This is a genomic window from Micromonospora sp. SL1-18, from assembly GCF_047921505.1.
In the GTDB taxonomy this organism is placed as follows: domain Bacteria; phylum Actinomycetota; class Actinomycetes; order Mycobacteriales; family Micromonosporaceae; genus Micromonospora.
On record NZ_JBLROA010000031.1, the window covers coordinates 22,248 to 43,159 of the forward strand.

Consider the following 20,912-nt stretch of genomic DNA (forward strand, 5'->3'; position numbering starts at 1 on the left):
GAGTGGGCTGGCTCGACCGGGTCGACGACCAGGTTGACGCCCTCCAGCGCGCCCGGGCGTTGCAGGAGGCAAGCAACTCGGCGGAGGCGGTCACCCTGCTCGACCGGGTCATCCGCACCACGAACGATCCCCATACCCGCGCGGACGCGCAGGTCCAGCGCCTCTGCGCGGTGATCAACCTCGGCCGGACGGCCGAATACACCCGGGCCATCGAGGAGTCCTCCGCCGCGGTCCGGGACCTGGCCGAGCCGTACCTGCACGGGCACCTCAACGCCCTGGCGGCGCTCGCCGCGCACCATCAGGGGGCGCTGGACCGCTGCGTCACCCACCTGGTCAAGGCCGCCCGCTGGCTGACCGCCGACGACGACCCGGACCGGGACACCGCCTGGGGCTGGCACGACCTGGCGATGGCCTACTCGTACCTCAGCTTCCACGGCCATGCCCTGGGGGCGATCGAGCGTGCCCGCCAGGTGGGGCTCGCCGCCGGCATCTCCGAGGAGACCTTCGCCGCGCCGGGCATCCGGCTGCGCAACGCCGTGGCCCTGGACCACACCGGCGACAGCGACGGCTGCCTGCGGGTGCTGCGCGACGTGGCCGGGGACTTCACCCGCTTCCTGCGCAGCGGGCGGGCCGGCAACATCCGGCCGAGCAGCCTGGCCGCGTACGGGTACGCCGCCGCCCGACGGGCCGCCCTGGGCGACCGCGTGGAGTCCGACGGCGACGCCGATCCCGAGCGACTGCTCGAGCACGGCGGCGACAGCGCCCGCGCAAGGGACATGCGCCAGCTCGGCCAGGTCTGCCTGGCCATCGCCGACGGCCGACCGATCGAGGCGGTGGCCCGGCTGGACACCGCCCGGGTCTCCGTCGAGACGCTGGGCGCGGCCGAGCAGCCCCGGCTGCGCAGCATCGCGCTGGCCCGGGCCGGTGACCATGCCGCCGCGCACCGCGCCGACCGGTACGCGTTCCGGCTGGCCGCGCAGCGCAACGACCGGCTGCGAGACGTCTACATCGAGGGCATCGCCGCGCGGATCGACCACGAGGAGGTGCGCCGCGAGGCGGCCCGGTACGAGGGCGAGGCGCTCACCGATCCGCTGACCGGGCTGCCCAACCGGCGGCGGCTGGAGCGCTACATCGGCGCGGTGGTGTCCCGGGGCGGGCGGGTGGTGATCGGCGTCTGCGACCTGGACGGCTTCAAGGCGGTGAACACCCGGCACGGCCACCACTCCGGCGACCTGGTGCTGCAGCGGATCGCCGGGCTGATCAACCGGGTGATGCGCCGCGGCGACTTCGTGGCCCGGTACGGCGGGGACGAGTTCGTCGTGGTGCTGCCCGAGACGGGCATGGCCGAGGCGGTCGAGGTGGCCCGCCGGATCCAGGCCGCCGTCCGCACCGAGGACTGGGAGACGCTGGTCCCCGGCACCCCGGTCGGCGTGAGCATCGGCTTCGCCGAGGTCAGCGGCGGCTCCGGGGTGAGCATCCGGGAGGCGCTGGGCAACGCGTTCGAGCTCGCCGACCGGGAGATGCTGCGCGCCAAGGACCGCCTCCGCGCCTCCTGATCCCCGCATCTCGCCCGCGTGGGTCAGCGGCGGGACAGTTCCGTCCCGCCGGCCAGGCGGGCCGCGCGGTCGGCCTCGGCGAGCGCGCCCAGGACCCCGTCCAGCTCACCGGCGAGGGCCAGGTCCAGGTTGTACGCGGTGTAGCCGATCCGGTGGTCGGTGATCCGGTTCTGCGGGAAGTTGTACGTGCGGATCCGCTCCGACCGGTCCACGGTGCGGACCTGCGCCTTGCGGGCGTCCGAGGCGGCCGCGTCGGCCTGCTCCTGGGCCACGGCGAGCAGCCGGGCGCGCAGGATGCGCATGGCCTGCTCCCGGTTCTGGAGCTGCGACTTCTCGTTCTGGCAGGAGACCACGATCCCGGTCGGCAGGTGGGTGATCCGGACCGCCGAGTCGGTGGTGTTGACCGACTGCCCGCCGGGCCCGGACGAGCGGAACACGTCGATCCGCAGCTCGTTCGGGTCGATGGTGACGTCGACGTCCTCGGCCTCCGGCAGCACCAGCACGCCGGCCGCGCTGGTGTGGATCCGGCCCTGCGACTCGGTGACCGGGACGCGCTGCACCCGGTGCACGCCGCCCTCCCACTTGAGCCGGGACCAGACACCGTTGCCGCCCTCGGGCATGCCCTTGGTCTTGATCGCCAGGGAGACGTCCTTGACCCCGCCGAGGTCGGACTCCTGCGAGTCGATCACCTCGGTGACCCAGCCGTGCCGCTCGGCGTACCGGGTGTACATCCGCAGCAGGTCACCGGCGAAGAGCGCCGACTCCTCGCCGCCCTCGCCGGCCTTGATCTCGACGATGACGTCCTTGGCGTCGTGCGGGTCGCGCGGGATCAGCAACTCCGCCAGCTTCTCCTCGAGCGCCGGCAGGGACGCGGCGATCGCCTCGGCCTCGGCGGCGAAGGCCGGATCCTCGGCGGCCAGCTCGCGGGCGGCGGCAAGGTCGGCCTGGGCCTGCTCCAACTCGCCGGCGGCCTTGTGCAGCGGGACCAGTTCCGCGTAGCGCCGGCCGACCCGCCGGGCGGTGCCCTGGTCGGCGTGGATCGCGGGGTCGGCCAGCCGCTTCTCCAGCTCGGCGTACTCGTCGAGGAGGCCGGCCAGGCGCTCACTGCTCATGCTGCGGATGCTCCTTCGGCGACGACCGGACAGGGACGGGAATAAGCAGGGCGGAAACGGACGAACGCCCGCGCCCGGCACGAGGCCGGACACGGGCGTCGCCGGAGCAGCTACTTGGCCTTCTTGGCCTGAACCTTGGCGTACTTCTGCTGGAACTTCGCGACCCGACCGGCGGTGTCGAGGACGCGCTGCTTGCCGGTGTAGAACGGGTGGCAGGCGCTGCAGGTCTCGACGCTGATCTGACCGCCCTTGGCGGTGCTGCGGGTGCTGAAGGTGTTGCCGCAGGAGCAGCGGACCTCGGTGGTCACGTACTCCGGGTGGATGTTGGGCTTCATGTCGCCTCGGTCCTTTCGTCGGTGGTCGCCGGGTCGCCGTCGTGCTCCCCGTCGTACCGCGACGGGCTCGGGCGTGAACCGGAACCGGTGGCCGATTGACCAGTGTGCCATGGCCGTCCGCCGACCCGGCGAGTGGGCCGCACAGCTGGTCCGGCAGGCGCAACGCTCACCGCCGGCGTACGCATTCCCGCGCGGCTCGCGGGCATTCGTCTACCGGTACGGCCGGGACGAACGGGAGGTACGGGATGTTCTGCCTGATCGCGACCCGTGGGCTGCCCGCGTCCGGCAAGACCACCTTCGCCCGCCGGCTCCAGCCCGGGGTGGTCCGGGTCAACCGGGACGACCTGCGCCGGATGATGCACGGCGAGCGGCTCTTCACGCAGTGGGCCGAGGGTCAGGTCACCAAGGTGCAGCGGGCGCAGGTGGAGGCGCTGCTGGCGGCCAGGGTCAGCGTCTGCGTGGACGACACCAACCTGCGCTCCCGCACCTTGCGCGACTGGGCCGAGTTGGCCGAGCGGTTCGGCGCCGCGTTCGAGGTGCACGACTTCACCGACGTGCCGCTGGAGGAGTGCCTGCGCCGGGACGCAGCCCGCCCCGAGGTGGACCAGGTCGGCGAGGCCGCGATCCGCCGGCTCCACGAGCGCTACCTGGCCAACCGGCCGCTACCGCTGCCGGTTCCGATCGCCCGCACCGGCACCCCGGCCCGGGTCCACCCGCCCCACCCGGAGCCGCCGGCGATCGTGCTGGTCGACATCGACGGCACGGTGGCGCTGAACGTCTCCCGCAGCCCGTACGACATGACCCGGGTCGGGGAGGACGTGCCGAACGAGGCGGTGATCGCGGCGGTGCGGGCGATGCACGCGGCCGGGCACGGGGTGGTCTTCTGCTCCGGCCGGGACGCGACGGCGCGGCCGGCCACCGAGGCATGGCTGGACCGGCACGTCAAGGTGCCCTACCTGGCGCTGCACCTGCGGGCGGTCGGCGACCAACGCAAGGATGCCGTGGTCAAGCAGGAGATCTACGAACGGGAGATCCGGGACCACTACCGGGTGGTCGGCGTCTTCGACGACCGGCAGCAGGTGGTCCGCATGTGGCGCTCCCTCGGCCTCACCGTCTTCCAGGTCGCCGAGGGCGACTTCTGACGTGCGAGCAGGGCCCCTTCAACCAGGGGTCCTCGTGGAACTCAGACGGCGGGCGCCTCCGCACGATATGGACGCACCCGATACGCGACGAGGGGCACGACCCGACGGTCGTGCCCCTCGCCCGCGTCGCCCCTACCGGGTCACTCGCCCGGCGTGGACTTCGCGATCTGCATCAGGAACTCGATGTTCGTGCGGGACTGCTTGAGCCGGTCCAGCAGGAGGTCGAGCGCCGCCTGCGAGTCCAGCGAGTGCAGCACCTTCCGGAGCTTGTGGACGATCGCCAACTCCTCCGGCGCGAGCAGGACCTCCTCCTTACGCGTACCGGAGGGGTTGATGTCGATCGCCGGGAAGACCCGCTTGTCGGCGATCTTCCGGTCCAGCTTCAGCTCCGCGTTACCGGTGCCCTTGAACTCCTCGAAGATGACCGTGTCCGCCATCGACCCGGTCTCCACCAGCGCGGTGGCGAGGATGGTCAGGGAGCCACCGTTCTCGATGTTCCGTGCCGCACCCAGGAACCGCTTCGGCGGGTAGAGCGCGGTGGAGTCGATACCACCCGACATGATCCGGCCGCTGGCCGGAGCCGCCAGGTTGTACGACCGACCGAGCCGGGTCACCGAGTCGAGCAGCACGACCACGTCGTGCCCCAGCTCGACCAGGCGCTTCGCCCGCTCGATCGCCAGCTCCGCCACCGTGGTGTGGTCCTGCGGCGGACGGTCGAACGTGGCCGCGATGACCTCGCCCTTCACCGACCGCTGCATGTCGGTGACCTCTTCCGGCCGCTCGTCGACCAGCACCACCATCAGGTGGCACTCCGGGTTGTTGCGGGTGATCGCGTTCGCGATCGCCTGCAGCACCATCGTCTTGCCCGCCTTCGGCGGCGAGACGATCAGCGCCCGCTGGCCCTTGCCGATCGGCATCACCAGGTCGATCACCCGGGTGGTCAGGATGTGCGGCTCGGTCTCCAGCCGCAGCCGCTCCTGCGGGTACAGCGGGGTGAGCTTGTAGAACTCCGGCCGGCGCCTCGCCTCCTCCGGCTCCATCCCGTTGATGGTGTCGAGCCGGACCAGCGGGTTGTACTTGTCGCGCCGCTGCTCGCCCTCGCGGGCGGCCCGCACGGCGCCGGTGATCGCGTCACCGCGGCGCAGGCCGTACTTCTTGATCTGGGACATCGAGACGTACACGTCGTTCGGGCCGGCCAGGTAACCGGTGGTCCGGACGAAGGCGTAGTTGTCGAGCACGTCGATGATGCCGGCGACCGGCACGAGCACCTCGTCCTCGCCGACCTGCGGCTCGCGACCGCCCTCGCCGCCCTCGGCCCGCTCGCCGCGGCCACGCCGGCGGTCCCGGAACCGGCTGCGCCGGCCGCGCCGGCCGCCGCCCTCGCCGTCCTCGTCCCCGTCATGGTCGCGCTCGGCGCGCTGGCCGCGGTCGTTGCGGTCGCCGCGGTCGCCACGTTCGCCACGTTCGCCGCGCTCGCCACGTTCGCCGCGCTCCCCACGCTCGGCCCGCTCGCCACGTTCGCCGCGCTCAGCTCGCTCGCCACCGCGCTCAGCGCCACGCTCGGCCCGCTCGCCGCGCTCCCGACCCCGGCCCTCGCCGCGCTCGGCCCGCTCGCCGGTCTCGGCGGGGGCTTCCTCGGTCCGCGTCTCGGCCGGCCTGGCCTCGGTCGCAGCGGCGGCCCGGCCGCGCCGGCTCCGCGTACGACCCTCGGTCGGCTCGGCAGCCGGCGCCGGCTCGGCGGACCGCCGGCGCTCGGTCTCGGCCCGCTCCTCGCGTACCTCGGCGTGCACCTCTTCCCGGGCGGGCGTGGCCGTGGCCGCGACCTCGGCTCGTGGTCGAGGGGTCCCGGCGGCGGCGCCGCCCTGCCGCTCGGTGATCGCGCTGATCAGCTCGCCCTTACGCATGCGAGCCGTGCCCGAGATGCCGAGCGACGCGGCCAGGCTCTGGAGCTCTGGCAGCAGCATCGCCGAGAGGCCGGTACCGCTGCGGCGACGGCGAGTGGGGGCGGCGGTGGTGGCATCGCCAGCGACGTTGGAAACATCCGACGTCACGTCGGTGGTGTCGCTCAATGGATTCCTTCCCTCGATAGGCCGGACTGCCCGGAGTCAAAACCAGGTGGCCGGGCGGCCTCGGTGCACCCGCCTCGCATGGACGCGTCGCGGGAGTCTGTAACACAGCAGCCGGTCGGTTTCCCGACTCACCGGTTTCGGTGAGCAGGTCTCGCCGTCTGCGGCGACCTGCGGAAACTGCGGTGCGGCGTGGGCCTTTGGCAGGGGTGACGGGCTGACCGCCGAGAGCTTCGGGGGTGCGCCGCCCCGCAGGAAGATCGCATGCTTCGCGGCTGTGCTGAGTCTAGAGCGTAATCAACTCTTCCGACCTGCGGCAACAGGGTCCCGCTCGGCGTGTCCAAGTCTACCCCGGTTGACCCGGGCACCGCTGACTTCTATCGGCAACTCCCAGCACTGCCAATCTGTTCCCGCAACGAAGCCCGCAGGCACCTCGGTCAACGCCAACACACTCGGGCCCGCCCCACTGACCACGGCCGCCACACCCGCCTCACGCAGCGCACCGACCAGGGCTGCCGTCCCCGGCATTCCCTCGGCCCGGTAGTCCTGGTGCAGCCGGTCGACGGTGGCCGGCAGCAGGAGCGCCGGATCGGTGGTCAGCGCGTGCACCAGCAGCGCCGCCCGACCGGCGGTCAACGCCGCGTCGGCGTGTGGCACGGTGGCGGGCAGCGCGGCCCGAGCGGTGGCGGTCAGGCCCCGCTCGCCGGGCACGAAGAGGGTCGGGCGGACGGCCTCCGCGACCGCCAGGGAGACCGCGCGGGCCCCGGCGGGCTCCGTCCAGGCGACCGTGAAGCCACCGAGCAGGCAGGGTGCGACGTTGTCCGGGTGGCCCTCGATCTCGGCGGCCAGCCGGAGCGCGCCGGTGTCGTCCAGCATCGTCGCGCCGTCGTCGGCGAGGGCGCGGGCCAGCAGCACGCCGGCAACGATGGCCGCCGAGGAGGAACCAAGACCCCGGGCCTGCGGAATCCGGTTGACGCATTCCAGGGCCAACCCAGGCGGCTGCGCACCAAGCACGTCGAAGGTGGCCCGCATGGCGTGTACCACCAGGTGCCGGTCGTCGTCCGGCAGTTCCCCGGCACCCTCCCCGGTCACCGTCACCTGGACGCCCCCGGCGGTCACCTCGGCCGCCACGTCGTCATACAGCCCCAGGGCCAACCCGAGCGCGTCGAAACCCGGGCCAAGGTTCGCGCTGGTCGCGGGCACCCGGACCCGCACTGGGCCGGAGGCGAGAGTCATCGGCACCGGCTCATGCTAGGGCCCGGGCCCGACCGCTCGCCGATTCGCCCGGACCGTGGGAAGTGATCATCTCTGCTAGCCTGCCCCAGACCAGCGGCACACGGAGGCAACATGGACACCCTTTCTGCGATCCTGTCCGTCGCCGTGAAGCTGCCCAGCATCGTGGTGCTGGTGATCGGCCTGGTGTTGGCCACGGTGCGCCGCGATCGGTTGCCCCGATCCGCCCGGGTCCTCCTGAGGGCCGGCGTCGTCGTACTGCTGGTGGTCGCACTGGCCGCACTGGCCTGGAGTCTCATCTCCATCAACCTGCCGACCTCCGACTGGATCCGCGAGGGCGGCTACCAGCGGATCAGCATGCTCGCCCTGCTCTTCGACGGATTGATCTCCGTCGGCTACCCGCTCGGGTTCGGGCTGCTGATCGGCGCGGTCCTCGCCGGGCGGCGGTCCGCGAGTGACCCGGGGTGTCAGGAGGCGTGGCTGGGCTCCGGCTCCTCCGCCGGGTCGGTGAGCGAGAGCCGCCGCGTGGCAAGCCGCCAGCCCAGCGCGTAAAGCACGGTGACCAGGCCGCAACCGGCCAGCACCGTCCGCTCGCTCACCTGGTCCACCACCAGCGCCACGACGAGTTGGCTGGCCGAGATGGCCAGGGTCGCCAGCATCATGTCGGTGGCGAACACCCGGCCCCGCAACCGGTCCGGCACCTCGCCCTGGAGGGCGTAGTTGGACAGCACCCAGTTGCTGCCACCGCCGAGATGGGCCAGGAGGACCAGCACCAGCACCAGCGGGAACCAGTCGACCATCGACGCGCCGACGTAGGCGAGGCCGTAGAGGGACATGGACAGGGCCAGGCCGGTGAGCAGCCAGGCCCGGTTGGTGAGCACCCGCCGCATCAGGATCGGGCCGACCAGGGCGCCCGCACCCCGGAAGGCGAAGAGCAGGCCGGTGCCGACCGAGCCGGCCCCGTACACCCCGGCGAGCAGCGGGAAGACGGTGAGCACGCCGTTGCCGAGGCCGACCGCCGACTTCACGGTGACCAGCGCCAGCACCCGCGGCCGGTGCGCGATGTAGCGCAGCGCCTCGTGGATCGCCGGCCAGGTGCGCGGAGCCGCCACCGCCGGGTCGCGGGGTGCCTGCAAGGGCCGGCGGATCCGCGCGGCCAGGCCGGCGGCCACGGTCAGGCTGCCCGCCGCCACCCAGAAGCTGACGTACGGGCCGGCGGCGGAGCTCAGCATGCCACCGAGCGAGGCGCCGACGACGCTCATCGTGCCCCAGGCGGAGCCGGCGACCGCGTTGCCGGCGGCCAGGTCCGCCGGATCGACCACGTTGGGCAGGGCGGCCTGGGCCGCCGGCGAGTAGAACGCCTTCGCCACCGCCACGGCCCCGATCGACACCAGGGCGAGCCAGGCCGTACCGGCGCTCCGCACCCCGAGCAACAGCAGGACGCCGGCCAGCGCGGCCAGGTTCGCCGCCATCATGATCTTCCGCCGGTCGAAACGGTCGGCGATGGTGCCGGTGTACGGCAGCAGCAGCGCCGTCGTGCCGGTGTCCACGGCGAGCACCAGCGCGCCCCACACGCCGCTGCCGGTCAGCTCCGGCAGGAGCACCAGCAGCGGCACCATGACGAACCAGTCCGCGCCGAACACCACCAGCTCGGCGAGGAAGAGATTGCGGAAGTCGCGGTTGCGGACGACGACCGAGAGGGTGGGCGACACGCCGGAACCCTACCGGGCCGGTCACCCTACGGTGGCGTGGCGTAGCAGTTGGGAGACGGTCACGAAGGTGTAGCCGCGGCCACGCAGCCCGGTGATCATGTCAGGCAGACCGCGGAGCGCGACCAGTCGCTGCTCGGTGCCGACGTCGTGGCCGAGCAGGATGGTGCCGGGCTGGACGTCGGCGACGATCCGCCGGGCGTGGCCGACCGGATCTCGCGGGAACTCGCCCTCGACCATCTGCAGCGTCCAGAGCACCAGCCGGTAGTCCAACCGGGCCACGGCGTGCAGCACCGCCCCGCCCAGATGCCCCCACGGCGGGCGGAGCAGGTGGGGCTCCACCCCGGTGGCCTCCGTGATCGCGTCGTGGCTGCGCCGCAGGTCGTCGTACGCTGTGTTGGCGTCCATCCGGGCCAGGTCGTGGTGTGCCCAGCTGTGATTGCCCACCTCGTGCCGGCCCAGCCGGCCGCGGACGAGCGCGGCGTTCTGCCGGGCCCGGACGCCGACCATGAAGAAGGTGGCCGGGACGTCGTACTTCTCCAGGGTGTCCAGCACCATCGGCGTCCACTTTGGCAGCGGCCCGTCGTCGAAGGTGAGCGCGAGCAGGCGTTCGCTGGTGTTTACGCCCCAGATGGCCTCGACCGTGCCGGCACCCACCTCCTGGTGGCGGGCGCCCAGCGTGGCGCTGGCCGGCCCGCCGGCGATCGGCAGCCGGCGGTCGGCGATCCAGGTGGTCTGCACGGTGCCGACGGCGCCCAGCGCGACGCCCCCGGCCAGCAGGGCGGTACGGCGCAGCACCGCCCGCCGGTTCCACCCCCGCATGCCGTCCGCCATGGCCCCGCTCCCACGCCGCCCGGCCGCCCCGCGAACGGGGCGCCCCCGACACCTACAGTGAGTGCCGACCCGATCACGGTACCGCCCCGACCTCGGGCGTACTGCCCCTCCGCCATCGGTCGGGCGGGGCCAGATTTCCCGAAAGAGTGGCCATCCCGGATGGAACGGCCACTCTTCCCGGGAATCCGCCGGACCCGGGTGCCCGCACGGTGGGCGGGGCGCGGGCCGGGGCGGGTTAGTCGGTGGGTGGGAGGGGGGAATGGCGGGTCTTCGGCAGGCGGAGCACCTCGAACTGGTCCGTACCGTCGAGGAGCGCGCCCGACGGGGCCGGCCGGACCGGGCGCGCGGCGGCCCCGGCCGCAGACGCGCCGCCGCCGACGGCCACCGGAATCGGGGCCGGGGCCGGCGATGCGACCGGTTCCGGTGTGCCCGGGCGGCGGCCCCGGCGCTCGCGCAGCGTCTCCTTGGCGTGCTCCACCATCGTGTAGAGGGTCGGCACCAGGATCAGCGTCAGCAGCGTCGAGCTGATCAGGCCGCCGATCACCACGATGGCCAGCGGCCGGGAGATGAAGCCGCCCTCACCGGTGAGCCCGAACGCCATCGGCAGCAGGGCGAACACGGTGGCGACCGCGGTCATCAGGATCGGCCGCAGCCGCCGCCGGCCGCCCTCGACCACCGCCTCGGCGACGCCCATCCCCTGTGCCCGGTACTGGTTGATCAGGTCGAGCAGCACGATCGCGTTCGTCACCACGATGCCGACCAGCATGAGCACGCCGATCAGCGCCGGCACGCCCAACGGCATCCCGGTGGCCAGCAGCAGCACGATCGCGCCGGTGGCCGCGAACGGGACGGAGACCAGCAGGATCAACGCCTGGGTCAGGCTGCGGAACGTGGCGACCATGATCAGGAAGACGATCGCGATCGCGGCCAGCACGGCCAGCATCAGGTCGGCGAAGGCGTCCTTCTGGTCGGCGCTGACACCGCCGACGGTGAACGTCGCGCCCGACACGTCCAGCGCGTCCAGCCGGTTCTGCAGCTCCTTCGTGGTGGTGCCAAGGTCGGAGCCGGTGACCGTACCGGTGACCGAGACGCTGCGCTCGCCGTCGATCCGGGTCACCTGCTGCGGGCCCTCGACCTGCTTGACATCGGCGATGTCGCCCAGCTTGCCCCGGCCCACCGGCAGCGCCCGCAGCGCGTTCACAGTCAGCGGGGGCCGGACCCCGGTGCCGAGCACCACGTCCTGCGGCGTGCCGTCCAGGGTGACCTGCCCCAACGGGGTCCCCCGGTACGCCTGCGCGACGAGCTGCCCGACGGCCACCTCGGTGAGCCCGGCCCGGGCCGCGGCGACCCGGTCCACGGTCACCTCGACCCGGGGCACCCGGGTGGCGAGGCTGGTGGCGACGTCCTCGACGCCCGGCGTACCGGCCACCGCTTTTCGGGCGGCCTCGGCGGCCCGGGTCAGCGTGTCGGGGTCGGCGGCCTGCACGACCACCTCGAGCTGGTTGGTGGAGCCGCCGTTCCGCCCGGCGCCGAAGCTCAGCTCGCCCACCTCCGCCCCGAGGGCGTCGAACCTCTCGCGCAGCGTCCGCCGCACCGTCGCGGCGTCGCTGTCGTCGCCGAGCGCGACCGAGAAGGTGGCGGTGTTGCCGGCGCCGCCGCGCGCCCACGGCATGCTGCCACCGCCGGTGGTGACCTGGTAGGTCTTTACCCCCGGGGTACGCCGGAGCACCTCCTCGATCCGGGCGGCGGCCCGGTCGGTGCCGGCCAGCCCGGTGCCCGCCGGCAGCTCCTGGCGGATGGTCAGGGTGTCCTGGCCCGAGTCGTCCAGGAAGTTGGTCTCCAGCTTCTGCGCCAGGCCGAACGTGCCGAGCAGCACCAGCAGGCCCAGCCCCACGGTGGCCCAGCGGGTGCCCCGGGACCGGGTCGCGAAGTCGATGACCGGCAGGTACGTCCGCTGCAACCGGCTGCGCAGCTCCCGCTCCTCGGCGGCACGCCGGACTCCGGCCTCGTCCGCGCCACCGCGGCGCGGCTCGAGGAACCAGTACGAGAGCACCGGGATCACGGTCAGCGACACCAGCAGCGAGGCGAGCAGGGCCACCGTCACGGTAATCGCGAACGGCGCGAAGAGCTGCCCGACGAAGCCGCCCACCAGCGCGATCGGCGCGAAGACGGCGACCGTGGTGAGCGTTGAGGCGGTCACCGCACCGGCCACCTCGCGGACCGCGCCGAGGATGGCGGGGCGCTTCGGCTCGCCGTACTCCAGGTGCCGCTTGATGTTCTCGAGCACCACGATGGAGTCGTCGACGACCCGGCCGACGGCGATGGTCAACGCACCGAGGGTGAGCAGGTTGAGCGAGTGGCCGCCGGCCCAGAGCACGATCAGCGCGACCAGCACCGACAGCGGAATGGAGACCGCGGTGACCACGGTGGAACGGATCGAGAGCAGGAAGACCAGGATCACCACGACCGCCATCAGCAGGCCGAGCAGGCCCTCGGTGGTCAGGCTCTCGATGGAGCGCTCGACGAACGGAGCCTGATCGAAGACCACGGTCAGCTCGGCGCCGGAAGCGGCCTGCAGCGCGTCGAGCCGGTCCCGGATGTCGTGCGAGATGCGGACCGCGTTGCCGTCCGGGGTGGCAGTGACGGCGATGCCCAGGCTGGGCTTGCCGTTGGTCCGGGTGAACCCGGTCGCCGGGCCGAGCTGCTGCTTCACCTGGGCCACGTCACCGAGGCGTACCGGAGCGGCGGGGGCGGTGGAGAGCACTATGCCGCGCAGCTCGGCCACGGTCCGGATCGGGGTGCCGACCTGCACCGGGAGCGACCGGCTGCCGTCGGCCACCGCGCCCGCCGGCACCACGACGCCGTTGGTCTTGAGCGCCTGGGCGATCGCGGTGGGGGCCAGCCGGGCCGCGGCCAGCTTCGCGGGATCGGGGGTGATCAGCACGACCTGGTCGCGGGCGCCGGTCACCGCGACCGTCCGGACCCCGTCCAGGCCCGCCAGCTCGGGTACGACGGTGCGGCGCAGCTTCTCCGCCAGGGCCTGCTCGTCGTCGCCGCCGGCCGCGGCCACCACCACGGCGGGCAGGTCGTCGGTGCTGCCAGCGATGACCTGCGGGTCCACCCCCTCGGGGAGCTGCCCGTCGATGCGGTTCAACGCGGTCTGCATCTTGCTGACCACGTCGTCCAGGTTGGTGCCGAACGCGTACCGCACCTGGACGGTGGTGGAGCCCTCGCGAGAGGTGGAGGTGACCTTCTCCAGCCCCGGGATGCCCTGGAGGCTGTTCTCGATCGGCTCCGTGACCTGGGACTCGACGATCTCCGGCGCGGCACCCGGATAGGCCGCCACGATGAACGCCGCGGGGAGCTCCAGCGACGGCAGGAGCTGCTGCTTCAGCGACGGCACGGCGTACGCCCCGAACGCCGTGGTCACCAGCGCGATGAGGGCGACCAGCCCCCGGTTGGCGAGGCTGAATCTGGCGAGCAGCGACATCGGGGTGGCTCACTCCTGGAGTGGGGTCGACGGTGTCCACAAAGTCTCCACCACCCGCTCCCCCACCCCCGCACCCACCCCCGCGTGCGCCCGGGGGGGGTTAGGCCAGGTCTAGGGAGCGGGCGGCGGCGTGGGGGTCGTTGGCGATGGTCACCGGGGCGGGAGCCGTGCTGATGGCCCACTCGGGGTCCTTGAGGCCGTGGCCGGTGACCGTGCAGACCACGGTGGACCCGGCCGGCACCCGGCCGGCGGCGGCCTGCTGGAGCAGGCCGGCCACGCTGGCCGCACTGCCCAGCTCGACGAAGACGCCCACCTCGCGGGCCAGCAGCCGGTACGCCGTCAGGATCTCCCGGTCGCTGACCGCCGCGATCAGACCGCCCGAGGAGTCCCGGGCGTCGATCGCCTTGGTCCAGCTCGCCGGGTTGCCGATCCGGATGGCGGTGGCGATGGTGGACGGCTCCGGCACCACTCGCCCGGTGACCAGGGGAGCCGCGCCGGCAGCCTGGAAGCCGTACATCTTCGGGGCCCTCGTGGCCCGGCCCGCGCGCAGGTCCTCGGAGTAGCCCATCCAGTAGGCGGAGATGTTGCCGGCGTTGCCGACCGGCAGGCAGTGGATGTCGGGGGCGTCGCCGAGCGCCTCGACGATCTCGAAGGCGGCGGTCTTCTGGCCGTGCAGCCGGTCGATGTTCACCGAGTTGACCAGGGCGACCGGATAGTCCTGGGCGAGCTTGCCGGCGAGCGCCAGGCAGTCGTCGAAGTTGCCCTGCACCTGGAGCAGCCTGGCGCCGTGCACCAGGGCCTGGGCCAGCTTGCCCAGCGCGATCTTGCCCTGCGGCACCAGCACCGCGCAGGTGATCCCGGCGCGGGCCGCGTACGCCGCGGCGGAGGCGCTGGTGTTGCCGGTGGAGGCGCAGATGATCGCCTTGTCACCGGCCTCGACGGCCTTGGAGACGGCGACCGTCATGCCCCGGTCCTTGAACGAGCCGGTCGGGTTGGCCCCTTCCACCTTCAGCCACACGTCGGCGCCGATCCGGGCGGAGAGCACCGGCGCCGGCAGCAGCGGGGTGTTCCCCTCGTGCAGCGTGATGACCGGGGTCGCGTCGGTGACCGGCAGCCGGTCCCGGTACGTCTCGATCAGGCCCCGCCACATGTCGCCCTCCTAGCCTTGACCGCCCCGCCTCATGTCAGGGCCCTTACCAGCGTGGGCCAGCCTTCCGGACCGGCCGCCGGCACGTCCGCCACAAACCACCAGGCGAGACGCCGACGCTACGCCTCGCCCTCGACTCGCAGCACGCTGGTCACCGAGCGGACGATCGCCAGCCCGCGCAGCTCCCGGACGGTGGCCGCGAGCGCGGCGTCCGGCGCCACGTGGGTGACGATGACCAGTTCGGCGTCCGCGCCCCCGCCGGCCGGGCCGCCGTTCGCCGGGCCCTGCCGCACGGTGGCGATGGAGACCTCGTGCCGGGCGAAGACGCCGGCCACCGACTCCAGCACACCCGGCCGGTCGGCCACGTCGAGGCTGATGTGGTATCGGGTGAGCGCCTCCCCCATCGGCCGCACCGACAGGTCCGCGTACGCCGACTCGCTGGCCGTGTGCATCCCGGCCAGGCGGTTGCGGGCCACCGCCACCACGTCGCCGAGCACCGCGCTGGCAGTCGGCGCGCCACCCGCGCCCCGGCCGTAGAACATGAGCTGCCCGGCCGCCTCGGCCTCGACGAAGACCGCGTTGAACGCGCCGCCGACGCTGGCCAGGGGGTGGATCCGCGGGATCATCGCCGGGTGCACGCGGACGCTGACCGACTCCCGGCCCGCCGCGTCCGTACCCCGGGCGGCGATGCAGAGCAGCTTGATTGTGCAGCCCATCGCCTTGGCGCTGGCCACGTCGGCGGCGGTCACCTCGGTGATGCCCTCGCGGTGCACGTCGGCCGCGGTGACCCGGGTGTGGAACGCCAGGGAGGCGAGGATGGCGGCCTTGGCGGCGGCGTCGAAGCCCTCCACGTCGGCCGTCGGGTCGGCCTCGGCGTACCCCAGCTCGGTGGCCTCGTCGAGGGCCTCGGCGAAGCCGGCGCCGGTGGCGTCCATCGCGGAGAGGATGAAGTTGGTGGTGCCGTTGACGATGCCGGTGACCCGGTTGATCCGATCTCCGTGCAGCGACTCGCGCAGCGGGCGCAGCAGCGGGATGGCCCCGGCGACGCTCGCCTCGTAGTAGAGGTCGGCGTCGCCCTCGGCGGCGGCGGCGTGCAGCGTGGCGCCGTCCTCGGCGAGCAGCGCCTTGTTGGCGGTGACCACGCTCTTGCCGGCGCGCAGCGCCTCGACCAGCCAGGTGCGGGCCGGCTCGATGCCGCCGACCACCTCCACCACCACGTCCACGTCGTCCCGCTTGATCAGCCCGAGCGGGTCGGTGGTGAACAGGGCCGGGTCGACCGGCAGGTCGCCGCGGTCCCGGTTGAGCCGGCGTACGGCGATCCCGGCGATCTCGAGCGGGGCACCGATCCGGGCGGCGAGGTCGACCGACTGCTCGTGCAGCAGCCGCACCACGTCGCTGCCGACCGTGCCGCAGCCGAGCAGCGCCAAGCGAACGGGTGAGGTCATCCGACATCCAATGCGAGCAGGTCCGCTTCGGTCTCCCGGCGGACGATCAGCCGGGCCCGACCGTCACTTACGGCGACGACCGGGGGCCGTGGGACGTGGTTGTAGTTGCTGGCCATGCTCCGGCAGTACGCCCCGGTGCCGGGCACCGCGACAAGATCTCCGGGCTGCACGTCAGCGGGCAGGAATTCATCCTTCACCACGATGTCCCCGGACTCACAGTGTTTTCCCACCACGCGGGCGAGCAGCGGCTCCGCCGTCGAGGCCCGGTTGGCCATCGTCGCCGAGTAGGTCGCGTCGTAGAGCGCGGTGCGGATGTTGTCGCTCATCCCGCCGTCCACGCTCACGTACGTCCGAATTCCGTCGACGTCCTTCACGGTGCCGATCTCGTAGAGGGTGAACACGGCCGGTCCGACGATCGCCCGCCCCGGCTCGATGGACAGGTGCGGCACGGCCAGGTTCTCCGCGGCGCATTCCCCGTCGACGATCTTGCGCAGTCGCTTGGCCAGCTCGTGCGGCGCGGCCGGGTCGTCCTGGGTGGTGTACGCGATGCCGAAACCGCCGCCCAGGTCCAGCTCGGGCAGCTCCACCCCGCGGGCGTCGCGGATCTGCGCCTGCAGGCTCAGCACCCGGCGGGCGGAGACCTCGAAGCCGCTGGCGTCGAAGATCTGCGAGCCGATGTGCGAGTGCAGTCCGCGCAGCTCCAGCACGCCCTCGTCGAGGATCTTGAAGGCCGCCGCCGCGGCCGCCCCGCCGGCCAGGGAGAAGCCGAACTTCTGGTCCTCGTGCGCGGTGGCGATGAACTCGTGGGTGTGCGCCTCCACGCCGACGGTGACCCGGACCAGCACCCGGGGGCGTACCCCGCGTTCGCGGGCGAGCGCGGTGAGCCGGTCGATCTCGGCGAACGAGTCGACGATGATCCGGCCCACCCCGGCGTCGACCGCCCGGGTCAGCTCGGCCACCGACTTGTTGTTGCCGTGGAAGCCGATCCGCTCCGGCGGCATCCCGGCCGACAGCGCGGTGGCCAGCTCGCCGCCGGTGCAGACGTCGAGGAACAGGCCCTCCTCGGCGATCGTCCGGACCACGGCGCGGCAGAGGAACGCCTTGCCGGCGTAGTACACGTCGGCGTCCGGGTAGGCGGCCCGGAACTCCTGGCAGCGGGAGCGCAGGTCGTTCTCGTCCAGCACGTACACCGGGGTGCCGAACTCGGCGGCCAGGTCGCGGACGTCCAGGCCGGCGACCTCCAGCGCGCCGCTCTCGGCCCGCACCACGTTGCGGGGCCAGAGCTGCGGCACCAGGGCGTTGACGTCGACCGGGGTACGCAGCCAGGCCGGCTCACGGTTGCCGATCTCGCCGTGCAGGGCACCGGCCTCGTGCGCGCGCATCAGCGCTCTCCGCTTCGCGACTGCGGGGCTCGCAAGCTCACTCCTCGCGCTCGCATTACATCCGCTCCGGGGCGGAGACGCCGAGCAGGTGCAGGCCGTTGGCGATGACCACCCGGGTCGCGTCGTTGAGCCAGAGCCGGGCCCGGTGCAGGTCGGCGACCTCCTCGTCGCCGCGCGGCAGGATCCGGCAGTTGTCGTAGAACCGGTGGTACGCCCCGGCCAGCCGCTCTAGGTAGCGGGCGACCAGGTGCGGCCCGCGCAGCTCGGCCGCCGAGGACACCACGGCGGGGAACTCGGCGAGCGCCTTGAGCAGCTCGTTCTCCTTCTCGTGGGAGAGCAGCTCGGCGTGGAAGCCGGCGGCATCGCCCCGGATCAGCCCCACGTCGGCGGCGTTGCGCCCGACGCTGGCCGTCCGGGCGGCGACGTACTGCACGTAGTAGACCGGGTTGTCGCGGGTGGCCCGGGTCCACAGCTCCACGTCGATGTCGATCGGCGAGTCGCTGGAGTAGCGGGCCAGCGCGTAGCGGGAAGCGTCCACGCCGATCGCGTCGACCAGGTCCTCCAGGGTGACCACGGTGCCGGCCCGCTTGCTCATCCGCACCGGGGCGCCGTCGCGGACCAGGTTGACCAACTGGCCGATGAGGATCTCCAGGTTGGTGTCCGGGTCGTCGCCGAAGCAGGCGGCCATGGCCTTCATCCGGCCGATGTAGCCGTGGTGGTCGGCGCCCAACATGATCACCACGCGCTCGAAGCCGCGCTCGCGCTTGTCGAGGTAGTAGGCGCAGTCGGCGGCGAAGTAGGTCCACTCGCCGTTGGACTTGCGCAGCACCCGGTCCTTGTCGTCACCGAAGTCGGTGGTACGCAGCCAGGTCGCGCCCTCGGAGTCGTAGACGTGCCCCTGCTCGCGCAGCCGGGCCAGCGCCTGGTCCAGCTCGCCGCGGTCGTGCAGGTCCTTCTCGTTGAAGTAGGTGTCGAACTCGACGCCGAAGTCGCGCAGCGACGACTTGATCTCGGCGAACATCAGCTCGACGCCCTCGACCCGGAACGCCTCCTGGGCGGCGGCGTCGGCCAGCTCCCGCACCTCCGGCCGGCGCTTGACCACCTCGGTCGCGATCTCCGCGATGTACGCGCCGCCGTAGCCGTCCTCGGGCGCCGGCTCGCCCCGGGACGCGGCGAGCAGCGAGCGGGCGAACCGGTCGATCTGCGAGCCGGCGTCGTTGAAGTAGTACTCGGTGCCGACCTCGGCGCCGGTGGCGCGGAGCAGCCGGCTGAGCGCGTCGCCGACGGCGGCCCAACGGACCCCACCGATGTGCACCGGTCCGGTCGGGTTCGCCGAGACGAACTCCAGGTTGATCTTTTGGCTGGCGAGGGTGTCGCTGCGGCCGTACTCCGGACCGGCCTCGACGATGACCTTGGCGAGCTGGCCGGCGGCGGCCGCGTCGAGCCGGATGTTCAGGAAACCCGGGCCGGCGATCTCCACCGACTTGATCCCCGGTGCCCGCCCGAGCTGGTCGGCCAGGGCGGCGGCCAGCTCTCGCGGGGGTACGCCCACCTTCTTGCTCAGCTGCAGCGCCAGCGTCGAGGCGTAGTCGCCGTGCTCGGGGTTACGGGGTCGCTCGACGGTGGTCTGCGCGGGCAGCGCGGAGCGATCCAGGCCCCGGTCTTCGAAGACGGCATGGGCGGCGGAGAGGACGACCTCGGCGAGTTCTGCGGGAGTCACCGATCCATGTTATCGGGGGTAGACTCTGGCACCGCGGCGGCGACCAGCATGTGAATCGGCCCGCGGCGCCCTTGACCGACCGACCTGACGAGGCACGATGAGCATCAGCACCCCGGGCGGCCCGGAGCGCCGCCCGACCGTGGTCAGCACCGGTAAGAAGCCGGCGGCCGGCAAGCCCGCCGCCGACAAGCCCGCCGGCGACAAGGCGGGGGCCGGCAAGGGCACCCCGCGGCCGAGCGCCGGCGGCAAGGGCCGCAAGCCGCTCGCGCCGGTGAAGGTGAGCCAGGAACGCTCGTGGGGTCCGATCGCGCTCTTCGTCGCGGTTGGCGTGGTGGCCGTCGGCATCATCGGCATCGGCGCGTGGGCGGTGTACCAGGGCTCCCAGCCGTGGCAGAAGCGGGCCGACTCGATCAAGGGCGTGGTCGACTACCGCAAGAAGGACAAGGACCTGGTCACCGGCGGCAAGCACCAGCAGGGCCCGATCAAGTACGACATCCTCCCGCCGGTGGCCGGCCCGCACAACGACGCCTGGCAGAACTGCATGGGCGACGTCTACGACGCCCCGATCGCCAACGAGCACGCGGTGCACAGCCTGGAGCACGGCACCGTCTGGATCACCTACCGCCCGGACCTGCCGGCCGACCAGGTGGCGAAGCTCAAGGCCAAGGTGCAGGGCCAGGAGAAGCTGATGCTCAGCCCGTTCGAGGGGCTGGACAAGCCGATCTCGCTGCAGGCCTGGGGCTTCCAGCTCAAGGTCGACAACGCCGACGACAGCCGGATCGACGAGTTCATCAAGACGCTGCGGGTGAACGCCTCCGTCGAGGGCCCGAACGCCAACTGCGGCCAGGGCGTCACGGCCACCGGCACCACGCCGCGCGAACTTGGCAACCAGATGCCCGAGCAGCCGACCCAGTGAGGACGCCGCGATGACCGGCGCCGTGACGACGGACACCGAACTCGACGAGGTACCGGCCGCCGACGGCGACCGGGGGGCCACGCGTCGCTTCGGCGCCCTCGCCCTGGCCGCCGCCGTCGTGGTCGGCCTCCTCCTCGGGTACGCGGGCGGCCTGCTCACCCCGACCTTCACCCGCCCCGGGGACCACTCGGTGGAGGCCGGCTTCGCCCGGGACATGACCACCCACCACGCCCAGGCGGTGGAGATGGGGATGATGGCCTTCCAGCAGGGCCAGGACCTGGAGGTACGCCAGATCGGCGGCGACATCGCCACCGGGCAGCAGGGCGAGATCGGCACCATGCAGACCTGGCTGCGGCTGTGGAAGCTGGACCCGACCGGCGACCAGCCGCCGATGGCCTGGATGTCGGACGGCGCGGGCCTGGTCAAGAACGGCCTGATGCCGGGGATGGCCACGCCGGAGGAGATGAAGAAGCTGCGGGAGGCAAAGGGGCGCGAGTTCGACGTGCTCTTCCTCCGGCTGATGATCCAGCACCACCTCGGCGGGATCCACATGATCGAGGGGGTCCTCGCCGAAGGGCATGACAAGGACGTGCTGGCGGTCGCGCAGACCATGAAGAACACCCAGCAGAACGACCTGGCCAACCTCCAGGCCGCACTCAAGCGCCTGGGCGGCTGAGCCGCCGTAGCACCTGCTTCGGAAGGGCCCGCGTCGTGCGACGCGGGCCCTTCCGCATGCCCGGCCGGATCGTGTCCGTTATGCCGGATTATAACGCTTCGATGCCATCCGACCCATTGCACTGCTTGGAGACTTTTCTCCCCACATAT

Annotated in this window: 16 protein-coding genes; 5 read left to right on the forward strand and 11 right to left on the reverse strand. The window is 72.6% G+C overall.

Going from position 1 to position 20,912, the window contains the following annotated elements; genetic code table 11:
* The first annotated feature begins 2 nt into the window (after positions 1-2).
* The gene (locus tag ACNAW0_RS16900; RefSeq protein WP_416288835.1) at positions 3-1,556 is read left to right on the forward strand and encodes a GGDEF domain-containing protein; all 1,554 of its coding nucleotides are present in this window, start codon (positions 3-5) and stop codon (positions 1,554-1,556) included.
* A 23-nt stretch (positions 1,557-1,579) separates the two neighbouring features.
* Here the strand turns inward: ACNAW0_RS16900 and prfA are convergent, their stop codons facing one another.
* Positions 1,580-2,668, reverse strand: a complete 1,089-nt coding sequence (prfA, locus tag ACNAW0_RS16905; protein WP_416288836.1) for a peptide chain release factor 1 — start codon at positions 2,666-2,668, stop codon at positions 1,580-1,582.
* A 110-nt stretch (positions 2,669-2,778) separates the two neighbouring features.
* Positions 2,779-3,003, reverse strand: a complete 225-nt coding sequence (gene rpmE / locus ACNAW0_RS16910; RefSeq protein WP_416288837.1) for a 50S ribosomal protein L31 — start codon at positions 3,001-3,003, stop codon at positions 2,779-2,781.
* Positions 3,004-3,248: 245 nt separating this feature from the next.
* On the opposite strand from rpmE, the gene ACNAW0_RS16915 reads away from it, so the two are divergent.
* A complete protein-coding gene (locus tag ACNAW0_RS16915; protein ID WP_416288838.1) occupies positions 3,249-4,145 on the forward strand; it encodes an AAA family ATPase in 897 nt (298 codons plus the stop codon).
* A gap of 140 nt (positions 4,146-4,285) precedes the next feature.
* On the opposite strand, the gene rho is transcribed toward ACNAW0_RS16915, so the two are convergent.
* Together rho and thrB are read right to left on the reverse strand one after the other, a co-directional pair.
* Entirely contained in the window at positions 4,286-6,214 is a 1,929-nt protein-coding gene (gene rho / locus ACNAW0_RS16920) for a transcription termination factor Rho (RefSeq protein ID WP_416288839.1), read from the reverse strand.
* 294 nt (positions 6,215-6,508) lie between these two features.
* Positions 6,509-7,447 carry a homoserine kinase gene (gene thrB / locus ACNAW0_RS16925; RefSeq protein WP_416288876.1) on the reverse strand — a complete coding sequence of 313 codons (939 nt, stop codon included), beginning with the start codon at positions 7,445-7,447 and terminating at the stop codon, positions 6,509-6,511.
* A 111-nt stretch (positions 7,448-7,558) separates the two neighbouring features.
* On the opposite strand from thrB, the gene ACNAW0_RS16930 reads away from it, so the two are divergent.
* Positions 7,559-7,996, forward strand: a complete 438-nt coding sequence (locus ACNAW0_RS16930) for a hypothetical protein (RefSeq protein ID WP_416288840.1) — start codon at positions 7,559-7,561, stop codon at positions 7,994-7,996.
* Here the strand turns inward: ACNAW0_RS16930 and ACNAW0_RS16935 are convergent.
* From ACNAW0_RS16935 to argS, 7 genes are all read right to left on the reverse strand, one after another.
* Complete coding sequence (locus tag ACNAW0_RS16935; protein WP_416288841.1) at positions 7,912-9,156, reverse strand: MFS transporter; 1,245 nt, start codon at positions 9,154-9,156, stop codon at positions 7,912-7,914. The two genes, ACNAW0_RS16930 and ACNAW0_RS16935, sit on opposite strands and share 85 nt — an antisense overlap.
* Positions 9,157-9,177: 21 nt before the next feature.
* Positions 9,178-9,987, reverse strand: coding sequence for a polysaccharide deacetylase family protein (locus ACNAW0_RS16940; RefSeq protein WP_416288842.1), 810 nt, complete (start codon positions 9,985-9,987; stop codon positions 9,178-9,180).
* A gap of 235 nt (positions 9,988-10,222) precedes the next feature.
* Complete coding sequence (locus ACNAW0_RS16945) at positions 10,223-13,477, reverse strand: efflux RND transporter permease subunit (protein ID WP_416288843.1); 3,255 nt, start codon at positions 13,475-13,477, stop codon at positions 10,223-10,225.
* 100 nt (positions 13,478-13,577) lie between these two features.
* Positions 13,578-14,627, reverse strand: coding sequence for a threonine synthase (gene thrC, locus ACNAW0_RS16950; RefSeq protein WP_416288844.1), 1,050 nt, complete (start codon positions 14,625-14,627; stop codon positions 13,578-13,580).
* A gap of 116 nt (positions 14,628-14,743) precedes the next feature.
* The gene (locus tag ACNAW0_RS16955) at positions 14,744-16,069 is read right to left on the reverse strand and encodes a homoserine dehydrogenase (RefSeq protein ID WP_416288845.1); all 1,326 of its coding nucleotides are present in this window, start codon (positions 16,067-16,069) and stop codon (positions 14,744-14,746) included.
* Positions 16,066-17,451, reverse strand: a complete 1,386-nt coding sequence (gene lysA, locus ACNAW0_RS16960; protein ID WP_416288846.1) for a diaminopimelate decarboxylase — start codon at positions 17,449-17,451, stop codon at positions 16,066-16,068. Before lysA ends, ACNAW0_RS16955 begins: the two co-directional genes overlap by 4 nt.
* 55 nt (positions 17,452-17,506) lie before the next feature.
* Positions 17,507-19,171 (reverse strand): arginine--tRNA ligase, encoded by a 1,665-nt coding sequence (gene argS, locus ACNAW0_RS16965; RefSeq protein WP_416288847.1) that lies wholly within the window; start codon positions 19,169-19,171, stop codon positions 17,507-17,509.
* Positions 19,172-19,268: 97 nt separating this feature from the next.
* Between argS and ACNAW0_RS16970 the strand changes: the two genes are divergently transcribed.
* Positions 19,269-20,087 (forward strand): DUF3105 domain-containing protein, encoded by an 819-nt coding sequence (locus ACNAW0_RS16970; RefSeq protein WP_416288848.1) that lies wholly within the window; start codon positions 19,269-19,271, stop codon positions 20,085-20,087.
* Between the two features lie 10 nt (positions 20,088-20,097).
* Entirely contained in the window at positions 20,098-20,763 is a 666-nt protein-coding gene (locus ACNAW0_RS16975) for a DUF305 domain-containing protein (RefSeq protein WP_416288849.1), read from the forward strand.
* The last annotated feature ends 149 nt before the right edge of the window (positions 20,764-20,912 follow it).